The sequence below is a fragment of the Streptomyces sp. NPDC086777 genome, from assembly GCF_040702065.1.
GTDB lineage: Bacteria > Actinomycetota > Actinomycetes > Streptomycetales > Streptomycetaceae > Streptomyces.
The window spans coordinates 89,747-102,468 of record NZ_JBFBJI010000004.1; the positions used below are offsets into that span (position 1 = coordinate 89,747).

General features: G+C 72.0%; 6 protein-coding genes. All 6 read right to left on the reverse strand.

What is annotated here, in order from left to right; all coding sequences use genetic code 11:
- Positions 1–161: 161 nt before the first annotated feature.
- The 6 genes from tmk to AB0472_RS07280 all read right to left on the reverse strand — a co-directional run bounded on the left by tmk (position 162) and on the right by AB0472_RS07280 (position 12,556).
- Entirely contained in the window at positions 162–3,440 is a 3,279-nt protein-coding gene (gene tmk, locus AB0472_RS07255; protein WP_366354176.1) for a dTMP kinase, read from the reverse strand.
- A gap of 410 nt (positions 3,441–3,850) precedes the next feature.
- Positions 3,851–6,691: a type I DNA topoisomerase gene (topA, locus tag AB0472_RS07260; RefSeq protein ID WP_366354178.1), complete on the reverse strand. Its 2,841-nt coding sequence runs from the start codon at positions 6,689–6,691 to the stop codon at positions 3,851–3,853.
- A 255-nt stretch (positions 6,692–6,946) separates the two neighbouring features.
- The gene (locus AB0472_RS07265; protein WP_366354179.1) at positions 6,947–7,144 is read right to left on the reverse strand and encodes a hypothetical protein; all 198 of its coding nucleotides are present in this window, start codon (positions 7,142–7,144) and stop codon (positions 6,947–6,949) included.
- A gap of 295 nt (positions 7,145–7,439) precedes the next feature.
- Positions 7,440–8,960 (reverse strand): class I SAM-dependent methyltransferase, encoded by a 1,521-nt coding sequence (locus AB0472_RS07270; RefSeq protein ID WP_366354181.1) that lies wholly within the window; start codon positions 8,958–8,960, stop codon positions 7,440–7,442.
- Positions 8,961–9,178: 218 nt separating this feature from the next.
- Positions 9,179–9,835, reverse strand: a complete 657-nt coding sequence (locus AB0472_RS07275) for a small secreted protein (protein WP_366354183.1) — start codon at positions 9,833–9,835, stop codon at positions 9,179–9,181.
- Positions 9,836–10,141: 306 nt separating this feature from the next.
- The gene (locus tag AB0472_RS07280; RefSeq protein ID WP_366354185.1) at positions 10,142–12,556 is read right to left on the reverse strand and encodes a sodium-translocating pyrophosphatase; all 2,415 of its coding nucleotides are present in this window, start codon (positions 12,554–12,556) and stop codon (positions 10,142–10,144) included.
- Positions 12,557–12,722 lie beyond the last annotated feature (166 nt).

Below are 12,722 nucleotides of genomic sequence, written 5' to 3' on the forward strand. Positions count from 1 at the left end.
TGTCGCTGTCGCCGTACGCACCGGTCCGAAGATCGCCCGGCTCTTGTGGTCGAAGTCCGCCGGTTCCGCGGCCCGGACTCCATTGTGCGGGTGCCCACTGACAACGGGGGCGGTGCCGGTCGGCATCCCGACCCGCACCGCCCCCGCCGTACCCGGTTTTTTCAGCCCCGCCGGCCGCGGCCCCGCCGGCCGCGCTCGTCGTCCGGCTCCGGCTCCTCGTACGACCCCAGCAGCTCGTCCGCCAGCGACGGCAGGTCGTCCAGCGGGGTCTCCTCGGCCCAGTCGGGCCGGGGGCGACGGCGTCGCGCCTGGCCCTCGGCGGCACCGTCCGCGTCGACCTGCGGCATCTCGCGGGTGCGGCCCTCGGAGCCGTCGGGGTTGCCGCCCGCCCGCTCGTCCCGGAAGAAGCCGGACGGCATCCGGTCCGCCGGAGCGTCGGTGGGCGCCGCATCGTCGTCCCGCACGGGAGGCAGCACGGCGGTCTCGTCCGCCGCGCCCGACGGCACCGGCGGCAGTACGGCGGTCTCGTCGGCCGCGCCCACGGGAGGCAGCACCGCCGTCTCGTCCGCGGCGCCCGGCGGCACCGCCGGCAGCACCGCCGTCTCGTCGGCCGCCCCCGCGGGCCGGACCGGCGGCTGCGGCAGCTGTGCCGTCACCTCGGCCTCGGACTCGTGGGCCGCGGGCGCCTGCTCGTCCCGTACCGGACGCAGGACCGTCGTCTCGTCGTCCCGCGCGTCCGGCTTCACCACCGGCGTCGGCATGGTCGTGGCCTCCGGGGTGACGCCCGGTGCCGTCGGCTGCCGTGCGGCGGACTGCTGGGCGGCCACGTCGGCCGCTGCCGCCGCCTCCGTCGCGGCGCGGCGCGCCTGCTCGGCCTTGAGGAGGGCCTCCTCGGCCTTGCGCTGCTTCTCCAGGCGCCGTTCCTCGGCCTCGGCACGCAGCCGGGCCTCTTCCTCGGCCTGCCGGCGGCGCTGCTCCTCCTCGGCCTGGCGGCGTGCCTCGGCCTCCGCGCGGGCCTTCTCCTCGGCGAGCAGCCGGGCCTGCTCCTCCTCGGCCCGCCTGCGCGCCTCCTCCGCCCGCAGCCGGGCCTCCTCCGCCTGCCGTTCGGCCTCGCGGCGCTGCGCCTCCTCCAGCTCGCGGCGCTTGCGCTCCTCCTCCTCGGCACGGAGCTTGGCGAGCTGCTCCTGGCGCTCGCGTTCGACGCGCTCCTCCTCCGCCTTGCGCGCGGCCTCCAGCTCGGCCTTGCGCCGGGCCTCCTCCTCGGCGGCCTTGCGGGCTTCCTCGGCGGCCTTGATCTCGGCCTCGGAGAGCGGCAGCACGGTGTCGAGCCGGGCCCGGATCACGGTGGTGACCGACTCGGGCTCCTGACCGGCGTCGACCACCAGGTACCGGCCCGGGTCGGAGGCGGCCAGCGTGAGGAAGCCGGCCCGCACGCGTGCGTGGAACTCGGCGGGCTCCGACTCCAGCCGGTCGGGCGCCTCGGTGAACCGCTCGCGGGCGGTCTCCGGCTCCACGTCCAGCAGGACGGTCAGGTGCGGGACGAGCCCCGCGGTCGCCCAGCGGTTGATGCGCGCGACCTCGGTCGGGGACAGGTCGCGGCCCGCGCCCTGGTAGGCGACGGAGGAGTCGATGTACCGGTCGGAGATGACGACCGCGCCGCGCTCCAGGGCGGGCCGGACGACGGTGTCGACGTGCTCCGCGCGGTCGGCCGCGTACAGCAGGGCCTCCGCGCGGTGCGACAGGCCGGCGGACGAGACGTCGAGGAGGATCGAGCGCAGCCGCTTGCCGACCGGGGTGGCGCCGGGTTCGCGGGTGAGGACGACCTCGTGGCCCTTGGCGCGGATCCACTCGGCGAGGGCCTCGGCCTGGGTGGACTTGCCGGCGCCGTCGCCGCCCTCCAGGGCGATGAAGAAGCCGTTGGCCGTAGGCGCCTGCGCCGGGTCGTCGCCGCCGAGCAGGGCGTCGCGCAGGTCGTGGCGGAGCGGTACGCCCGCGCGGTCGTCGACCTTGGCGAGCACCACGGCGGCCACCGGCAGCAGCAGCGCGCCGACCAGCATCAGGGTGAACGCGGCGCCGCCGTGCGCGAACACGAACTTGCCGTTCTCCAGGCGGTGCGGTCCGATCAGCGCGGCCACCAGGGGGGCGATCAGCGCGCCGAGCGCCATGGCGACCCGGACCACCGCGTGCAGGTGCTCGGTCGTCCGGGTCCGGCGGGAGTCCTCGGTCTCCTGGTCGAGCAGGGTGTGCCCGGTGTTGGCGGCAACGCCCGCGCCGATGCCGGCCAGCGCGACGATCAGGAGCACGGTGGTGACGTCCGGAACCAGGCCCGCGGCCAGCAGCGCGATGCCGGTGAAGGCGATCGCCAGGGACAGCAGGCGGCGGCGGGAGAGCGTCGGGAGCATGGCGGGCGCCGTACGGATGCCGACGGCGACCCCGCCGGTCAGGGCGAGCACCAGCAGGCCGTACAGGACCGGTCCGCCGCCCAGGTCCCTGGCGTGCAGCACGGCGACGGCGACGGCGGCGGAGACGGCACCGGCGATCGCGGCGCAGGCCAGCACGAGGAGCGGGATGGCTCCGGTGCGGCCGGTGTCGGTGCCGTCGGCGGTCTTGGGGCGGCGCAGGCCCTCCAGCGGCGACCGCGCGCGCGGGGTACGGGTGCCGGGCACCTCCAGGTAGACCAGCACCGAGAGGGACGCGGCGAACAGGCCCGCCGCCAGGTACGAGCCGAGGGCCGCCTGGTGCTGGGCGAACCAGGCGATGCCCGTGCCCAGCAGGTTGTTGACCAGCGACGCGACGACCAGGGCGGCGGCCGCGAGCGGAACCGTGAGGAACGTCGTCCGCAGCGAGAGGCGGCGCAGGGCGTCCAGGTGGTCGGGCAGCGGCCGTACCGTGGCGCCCTCCGGGGGCGGGGCGGGCAGCAGCGCGGGGGCCGCGCTCTCCCGGCAGACGGTCCAGAAGCGCTCGGCGACCCCGGTGACGAAGGCCGTCGCGAGGACGAGCGTCAGGGCGTTCGCCGGGGTCCAGTCGATCCACAGGGGCGCGATGATCAGCAGGACCGTGCGCAGGCCGTCGGCGCCGACCATGGTCCAGCGGCGGTCGAGCGGGCCGCCCTGCGCGGTCAGCGTGGTGAGCGGGCCCAGCAGGACCGCGCCGAAGAGCAGGGTGGCGAGAATGCGCACCCCGAAGACGACCGTCACCGCGAGCGCCGCGCCGCGGTAACCACCGCCGAACGAGCCCTGGGCCACGGCTGCCTGGAGCGTGAGCACCACCAGCACCAGCAACGCCAGGCTGTCACCGATCCCGCTCACGAGCTGGGCGCTCCACAACCGCCTCAGTTCGGGTCGGCGCAGCAGAGAGCGGACGGCGCGCTCGCGGGAATCCGCTACCAGCGCGTCGTCCGGGTCTGTCTGGGGGGCCGTTGGCTGCTCGGCTCGCGTCATGCTTTCAGCCTATCGGCAGCCGCCGACAGCCCGCGGCGACCGTCCACAGGTACGCACGCCCCGACACCAAGTTGATGCCGGGGCGTGCACATTGCGAAGCCGATGTGAGGACCGGAGGGCACCTCAACGCCCCCGGGACGGCCGGAACCGACCCTTGGGACCGCCGGAGCCGGCCCCCCAGAACCACCGGAGCCGGTCCGTCCGGAACGGCCGGACCCAGTCCGGGACGGCCGGAGCCAGTCCAGTCCGGGACGGCCGGAGCCTGTCCAGTCCGGAACGGCCGGACCCAGTCCAGTCCGGGACGGCCGGAGCCGGTCCAGTCCGGAACGGCCCGAGCCGGTCCTGCCCAGCCGGGACGATCTCAGCCGGTCCGGTCCGGGACGGCCGGAGTCGGTCCTGGGCCGGGCGGCTCAGTCCTCCGCGGCCGTCTTGGAAGCCGTCGCCTTCTTCGCGGGCGCCTTCTTCGCGGCCGTCGTCGTCTTCTTCGCGGCCGCGGCGGTCTTCTTGGCCGCCGTCTTCTTCGCCGGTGCGGCCTTCTTGGCGGCCGCGGTCTTCTTCGCGGGCGCCTTCTTCGCCGTCTTCTTGGCCGGCGCCTTGGCCCGCTTCTCGGCGAGCAGCTCGTAGCCGCGCTCCGGGGTGATCGTCTCGACGCTGTCGCCGGAGCGCAGGGTCGCGTTGGTCTCCCCGTCGGTGACGTACGGGCCGAAGCGGCCGTCCTTCACCACCACCGGCTTCTCGCTGACCGGGTCGGTGCCCAGCTCCTTCAGCGGCGGCTTGGCGGCGGCCCGGCCGCGCTGCTTGGGCTGGGAGTAGATCTGCAGCGCCTCTTCGAGGGTGATCGTGAAGAGCTGGTCCTCGGAGGTGAGCGAACGCGAGTCCGTGCCCTTCTTCAGGTACGGCCCGTAGCGCCCGTTCTGCGCGGTGATCTCCTGGCCCTCGGCGTCGGTGCCGACCACCCGCGGCAGGGACATCAGCTGGAGCGCGTCCGCCAGCGTGACCGTGTCCAGGGACATGGTCTTGAAGAGCGAGGCGGTGCGCGGCTTGACCGCGTTCTTGCCGGTCTTCGGGGTGCCCTCGGGGAGCACCTCGGTGACGTACGGGCCGTAGCGGCCGTCGCGGGCGATGATCTGGTGGCCGGTCTCCGGGTCGGCGCCGAGCTCGAAGTCCCCGCTCGGCTTGGCGAGCAGTTCCTCCGCGAGCTCGACGGAGAGCTCGTCGGGGGCCAGGTCCTCCGGCACGTCCGCGCGCTGGTGGCCCTCGGAGTCCTTCTCGCCGCGCTCGATGTACGGGCCGTAGCGGCCGACCCGCAGCACGATGTCGTTGCCCACCGGGAACGACGACACCTCGCGGGCGTCGATCGCGCCCAGGTCGGTCACCAGCTCCTTGAGGCCACCGAGGTGGTCCCCGTCGCCGTTGCCGGCGTCGGCCGCGCCGCCGGGGGCGGCGCCCTCACCGCCCTCGCCGAAGTAGAAGCGCTTCAGCCACGGCACGGCCTGCGCCTGACCTGCGGCGATGCGGTCGAGGTCGTCCTCCATCCGGGCGGTGAAGTCGTAGTCGACCAGCCGGCCGAAGTGCTTCTCCAGGAGGTTGACCACGGCGAAGGAGAGGAAGGACGGCACGAGGGCCGTGCCCTTCTTGAAGACGTAGCCGCGGTCCAGGATCGTGCCGATGATCGACGCGTACGTCGACGGGCGGCCGATCTCGCGTTCTTCGAGCTCCTTGACCAGCGAGGCCTCGGTGTAGCGGGCCGGGGGCTTGGTGGCGTGCCCGTCGACCGTGATCTCCTCGGCGGACAGCGGGTCGCCCTCGGCGACCTGGGGCAGCCGGCGCTCGCGGTCGTCCAGCTCGGCGTTCGGGTCGTCGGCGCCCTCGACGTAGGCCTTGAGGAAGCCGTGGAAGGTGATCGTCTTGCCGGAGGCGCTGAACTCGACGTCCCGGCCGTCGGCGGCGGTGCCACCGATCTTGACGGTCACGCTGTTGCCGGTCGCGTCCTTCATCTGGGAGGCGACGGTCCGCTTCCAGATCAGCTCGTAGAGCTTGAACTGGTCGCCGGTGAGTCCGGTCTCGGCGGGGGTGCGGAAACGATCACCCGAGGGGCGGATCGCCTCGTGCGCCTCCTGCGCGTTCTTGACCTTGGCGGCGTACGTCCGCGGGGCCGAGGGCAGGTAGTCGGCGCCGTAGAGCTGCGTGACCTGGGCGCGGGCGGCCGCGATCGCGGTGTCGCTCAGCGTCGTGGAGTCCGTACGCATGTACGTGATGTAGCCGTTCTCGTACAGCTTCTGGGCCACCTGCATGGTGGCCTTCGCGCCGAAGCCGAGCTTGCGCGAGGCCTCCTGCTGGAGGGTCGTCGTACGGAACGGGGCGTAGGGCGAGCGGCGGTACGGCTTGGACTCGACCGAGCGGACCGAGAACCGGGTGTTCTCCAGGGCGGCGGCCAGCGCGCGGGCGTTCGCCTCGTCGAGGTGCAGGGTGTTCGCGCTCTTGAGCTGCCCCAGCGAGTCGAAGTCGCGGCCCTGCGCGACGCGCTTGCCGTCGACGGCCTGGAGGCGGGCGACCAGGACGGACGGGTCGCTCGGGTCCCCTGCCCGCCCGGTCCCGAAGGTGCCGGTCAGGTCCCAGTACTCAGCGGACCGGAACGCGATGCGCTCCCGCTCCCGCTCCACCACGAGCCGGGTCGCCACGGACTGGACACGGCCGGCCGACAGGCGCGGCATGACCTTCTTCCACAGGACCGGCGAGACCTCGTAGCCGTAGAGGCGGTCGAGGATGCGGCGGGTCTCCTGGGCGTCGACGAGCTTCTGGTTGAGCTGGCGCGGGTTGGCGACGGCGGCCCGGATCGCGTCCTTGGTGATCTCGTGGAAGACCATCCGCTTGACGGGGATCTTCGGCTTGAGGACCTCCTGGAGGTGCCAGGCGATGGCCTCGCCCTCGCGGTCCTCATCGGTGGCGAGGAAGAGCTCGTCGGACTCCTTCAGCAGGTCCTTGAGCTTCTTGACCTGCGCCCTCTTGTCGGCGTTGATCACGTAGATGGGCTGGAAGTCGTGCTCGACGTCCACGCCGAGGCGCCGGACCTCGCCCGTGTACTGCTCGGGCACCTCCGCGGCGCCGTTGGGAAGGTCACGGATGTGCCCGACGCTCGCTTCGACGACGTATCCGGGGCCCAGGTAGCCCTTGATCGTCTTCGCCTTGGCAGGGGACTCGACGATGACGAGTCGGCGGCCGCCCTGTGCGGTCTCGCTGGTCGGGGACAACTTCGCTCTTCTCTCCGGTCGACGCTGGGGCCTCCCCAGGCCTTGCTCCCGGGGTCGTGGCACGGGCACGGATGCCCGCTCACTTGGTGACGCTGCGGAGTGTGACGGTACATCCCGCCCCCGTGTCAAACGGGAAAAGCCCACAACGGCCACTCGAACGGTAACCCGACTACCGCCATTCCTGCCGCCCGGAGTCCCCGGTCGCCCGCCGGGCCATGTCCGGAGCGTGATGCTCCGATTACCGGCGCACCACCTTCAGAGGCGGGTCAGACAGTACGCCCCGAGGCCCAGCGCGATCACCGCGGCGAGGCCGGCGAGGGTCGCCGATGCGACCTGACTCACACCCTGGGCGACGGGTTCGCCACGCCGGAGCCGGACGCCGGTCCACACCAGCAGCGCGCCTCCGAACAGGGCGAACACCACCCCCGCGAAGATCGCCGGTGCGCTCTCCATGACCCGCGCTCCCCTTCCCTGCCACCCGTGACTGCCCAGCGCCCGGAGACTGGCACGTACGGGCGTCGGGTGGGAGGCCGCCGGGCGAAATCGAGGTGAACGGGCCACCGGTAGACCCTCGAACATCCGATCGGCGGACGAGAGGTGAAGCCGCGAAGGACCGGCGACGGACCGGCCGGCGAACGTTCCGACCAGATTTTTCCGGCCTTTTTCTTCTCCGGCGTGTCCCGCAGGCCCACTCACGGACCGCCCCCGGCCCACCCGCCCCGGCGCGCCGCGCACGTCTTCCGGTCCGTCAGACGGCCGGCTCCAGGAACCCCTGCTCCACGAGCAGCCGGATCTGCGCGGGCGTGCGGTCGCGCAGCAAGACCGGGTCCTCGCCCGTCAGTTGCGCGATGGCGTCGAGAATCCGCCCCGCGCTCAGCGTGCCGTCGCACACCCCTGCGAAGCCCGCGCCCACCGTGTCCACCTTGGTCGCGCGGCGCATCCCGCGGTGCTGACGCAGCACCACGTGCTCCGGGTCCTCGGCGCCGGGCAGCCCGACCTGCTCCTGGACCACCTCGACGGCAAGCCTGAAGTGGCCCTCCAGAAGATCCGCGTCGTCATGGTCACGGAGGTAGTCGAGGCGGTCGAAGTGCGCGCGGATCGTCTCACCGAGCGGCTGTTCGATCGAATGCGGCCACTCCTCGACGGTGACCGAGGGCACAGCGGCGTCCGTCCTGCGCAGCGTGATCCAGCCGAATCCCACCCCCTTCACCTTGCGCGCCTCGAACTCGTCGAGCCATGCGTCGTACTGCGCCTGATACTCCGCCGGGTCCCCGCGGTGGTCGCCGGAGTCCCTGAGCCACAGCTCCGCGTACTGGTTGACGTCCTGGACCTCGCGCTGCACGATCCACGCGTCGCACCCCCGCGGCACCCAGGACCTGACCCTGTCCTGCCAGTCCTCCCCGGCCACGTGCTGCCAGTTGGCGAGGAACTGCGCGAACCCGCCCTCGTTCAGCCGCTCCCCGGCCTGTTGAACGAGCGAGCGGCACAGATCGTCCCCGCTCATCCCGCCGTCCCGGTACGTCAGCCGGGCGCCCGGAGAGATCACGAACGGCGGGTTGGACACGATCAGGTCGTACGTCTCCCCCTCCCGGACCGGCTCGAAGAGCGAGCCCTCGCGCAGGTCGGCCGCGGGTGCGCCGGAGAGCGCCAGCGTGAGCGCCGTGATGTGCAGCGCGCGCGGGTTGACGTCGGTCGCCGTCACGCGCGTGGCGTGCTGGGCGGCGTGCAGTGCCTGGATCCCGGAGCCGGTGCCGAGGTCGAGGGCGGCGGCGACGGGCGTGCGGACGGTGATGCCGGCGAGGGTCGTGGACGCGCCGCCGACGCCGAGGACGACTTCTTCGTGCCGCCGGCCGATGCCGCCCGCGCCGCCGACGGCGCATCCGAGATCGGAGACGATGAACCAGTCCTCGCCGTCGGGTCCGCCGTACGGCCGTACGTCCACGGTGGCCGCGACCTCGTCGCCGCCCGCGCGGGTCAGCCAGCCGCTGCCCAGGAGGTCGTCGACGGGCAGGACGCCGGCCACGCGCGCGTGCGGCACGGGCTGCTGGAGGAGGAACAGCCGGACGAGCGTCTCCAGGGGCGTGTCCCCGCGGGTCGCGCGCAGCGCGGGCACCGTCTCGCTGCGGGCCAGCGCCGCGTAGGCGGGGGCGCCGAGCAGGTCGAGCAGGCCGTCGGCGGTGAAGGAGGAGCCCAGCAGGGCGGTGCGCAGCAGGGCGGCGACGTCGGGGCGGTCGGAGGCGGGCAGGGTGGCGAGGCCGGAGTCAGTCACGCCCTCCATTGTGGCCCGCGGCCAGGCCCGGCCACGGGCTCAGCACACGGCCGCGCCCACCGAACCCGCCCGGCGCACGGACCCGTCCGGCGCACGAACCCGCCCGGCGCACGAACCCGCCCGGCGCACGAACCCGCTCGGCGCACGAACCTGGCCCCGGCACCGGGTCAGGCCTCGGGCCGGGCCGCGGGCCCGGCCTCCGAGGTGCCGTCGCTGTCTCAGCCCGCGGTCGACGAGGTCGAGGTCGAGGCAGGGGCCGACGCCGGATCCGAGGCACCGGTCGACGTCGTCGAGGAGACCTTCTTGCAGCTGGCCTGCTCGGCGATCGCGTCCTTGACCTCGCCCTGCTCCAGGGCGTTCAGCGCCGCGGTGCCGCTCTTGCTCTGCGTCTCCAGCTGCGTCGTCTGGGAGGCGACGTCCTGCAGACCGGAGGCGAACTTCGCCTGGTCCTTCGTGTCCAGCGCGTCGACCTTCTTCTTCAGGTCGGCGTAGGACGCGGAGAGGCTGTTGAGGGTCGTGACGACGTTCTGCTGGCGCTTGGCGCCGTCGTCCACCCCGGGGGGCGCGCCGGCGCTACTGATGGCCGCGGCGAGCGCCTTGTAGCCGTCGGACATGTCCTGGAAGGCCTGGGAGTCGGTCTTCTGGATGGTCGCGGCGGAACTCGTGGTGTCGGAGGCCGTCGTGGAGATCGCCTCGTTCGCCGCCTTGATCTTCGCGTCCTGCGCCGGCACCGCGTCGCACACGGTCTTGGCCCAGGCGATCAGCTTCGGGTCGGTGCCCTTGTTGCTGCTGCACCCGGACAGCGCCACTACCAGTACCGCACCGCCGGACAGTGCGGCCGCGAGCTTCTTGTTCACCGGATCGGTCCCTTCCATGGCTCTCGGCCCCCGGAATCTACACGGCGGACGGACAGTACCGTCATGGAAGCACCCATTAAATAAGCTTTTGGGTAGTTTTGCTCCGGGGAGAGAAGGCTCACGACGAGACGACGCGCACATTCCGCTCCCGAACGCACTCCGGCGCACCTCGGCACACAGCTCACGGCAGACGGCAGACGGCAGACGGCAGACGGCAGGCAGCCCGGCGTACGAAACGGGCGGACAGCGTGTCAGCACACGCCGTCCGCCCGCTCGTTGACCGGCTCCCTCTCGCGAGGGCGCCGGTGGGCGCCCTGGGACCGCCTACGAAACCACCGCGGGATCGGCCGACTTGGCCACCCGTTCGGCACTGTCCTCGTCGTCGTCGCCGACGGCGATGCCGCGCCGCTTGGAGACGTAGACCGCGCCGACGATCACGATCAACGCGAGGACCGCGATCGTGATCCGGATGCCGATGCTCTTGTCATGTCCGTAGGAGAACTTGATCACCGCGGGTGCGATGAGCAGGGAGACCAGGTTCATGACCTTGAGCAGCGGGTTGATCGCGGGCCCTGCGGTGTCCTTGAAGGGGTCGCCGACCGTGTCGCCGATGACCGTGGCGGCGTGGGCCTCGCTGCCCTTGCCGCCGTGGTGGCCGTCCTCGACGAGTTTCTTGGCGTTGTCCCAGGCACCACCGGAGTTGGCCAGGAAGACGGCCATCAGGGTGCCCGCGCCGATCGCGCCCGCGAGGTAGGACCCGAGGGCGCCGACACCGAGCGTGAACCCGATGAAGATGGGCGCCATCACGGCGAGCAGTCCCGGCGTGGCCAGCTCGCGCAGGGCGTCCTTGGTGCAGATGTCGACGACCTTGCCGTACTCGGGCTGCTCCGTGTAGTCCATGATCCCGGGGTGCTCGCGGAACTGCCGCCGCACCTCGAAGACCACCGAACCCGCCGACCTCGACACGGCATTGATGGCCAGTCCGGAGAAGAGGAAGACGACCGCCGCGCCGGCGATGAGCCCGACCAGGTTGTTGGGCTGCGAGATGTCCATGGACAGGGTCAACGGGGAGCCCGCACCGCTGAGTTTCACGCCCACGTCCTGCACGTTCGTGGTGATCGCGTCCCGGTACGACCCGAAGAGCGCCGACGCCGCGAGGACGGCGGTGGCGATGGCGATGCCCTTGGTGATGGCCTTGGTGGTGTTGCCGACGGCGTCCAGGTTGGTGAGCACCTGCGCGCCCGCGCCCTCGACGTCGCCGGACATCTCGGCGATGCCCTGGGCGTTGTCGGAGACCGGCCCGAAGGTGTCCATGGCGACGATCACGCCGACCGTGGTGAGCAGACCGGTGCCGGCCAGCGCCACCGCGAACAGCGCGAGCATGATCGACGTGCCGCCGAGCAGGAACGCGCCGTAGACACCGAGGCCGATCAACAGGGCCGTGTAGACGGCCGATTCGAGGCCGACCGAGATGCCGGCGAGGACCACGGTGGCCGGGCCGGTCAGCGAGGTCTTGCCGATGTCCATGACCGGACGTCGGTTGGTCTCGGTGAAGTAGCCGGTCAGCTGCTGGATGACGGCCGCCAGCAGGATGCCGATGGCCACCGCGACGAGCGCGAGGATCCGCGGGTCGCCGTCCTTGGCCCGGATGGCCGCGTCACCGATGCCGTTCAGGTCGGAGTACTTCGCCGGCAGGTACACGAAGACCGCGATCGCGACGAGCACGAGCGAGATCACCGCGGAGATGAAGAAGCCGCGGTTGATGGCGCTCATGCCGCTGCGGTCGCTGCGGCGCGGCGCGACCGCGAAGATGCCGATCATCGCGGTGATGACGCCGATGGCCGGTACCAGGAGCGGGAAGGCGAGTCCGGAGTCGCCGAAGGCCGCCTTGCCGAGGATCAGCGCGGCGACCAGGGTCACGGCGTACGACTCGAAGAGGTCGGCCGCCATGCCCGCGCAGTCGCCGACGTTGTCGCCCACGTTGTCGGCGATGGTCGCGGCATTGCGCGGGTCGTCCTCCGGAATGCCCTGTTCGACCTTGCCGACCAGGTCGGCGCCGACGTCGGCGGCCTTGGTGAAGATGCCGCCGCCGACACGCATGAACATGGCGATCAGGGCGGCACCGAGACCGAAGCCTTCGAGCACCTTCGGCGCGTCGGCCGCGTACACCAGCACCACACAGGAGGCGCCGAGCAGGCCGAGCCCCACCGTGAACATGCCGACGACGCCGCCCGTGCGGAAAGCGATCTTCATGGCCTTGTGCGAGACGGCGGTGAGATCCTTTTCCGGTTCGCCTTCCGCCGGAGTGGCCTCCCGGGCCGCCGCGGCGACGCGCACATTGCTGCGTACGGCGAGCCACATGCCGATATAACCGGTGGTCGCCGAGAACGCCGCGCCGATCAGGAAGAAGATCGACCGGCCGGCGCGCTGATTCCAGTCGTCCGCGGGCAGCAGCAGGAGCAGGAAGAACACCACGACGGCGAATACGCCGAGGGTGCGCAACTGTCGGCCCAGATAGGCGTTGGCGCCTTCCTGGACCGCCGCCGCGATCTTCTTCATGCTGTCGGTGCCTTCGCCGGCCGCGAGCACCTGGCGGACCAGGATCCAGGCGACCACGAGCGCGGCCAGCGCCACGGCGGCGATGACCGCCACCAGGACCCGGTTGTCGTCGGTCAGGACTGCGGCTGCGAAGGTTGTGGGGTGATGGCCCAACTGATGAGGGGTAGAAAGCCCCGCCATTCGTCCTCCTTGACGCTTGGGCTGAGCTCAAGATGTGGACGGATTCTAGGTACCCGCGAGTGATCTAAACAGGGGACGGTAAGCGGAATTGGCCTTCTCGTGCTCTTCAGCAAATGATCGAGATCAGGCCGACGAACCCGAAAGCGGTAATGCCCTAAAAGCATTG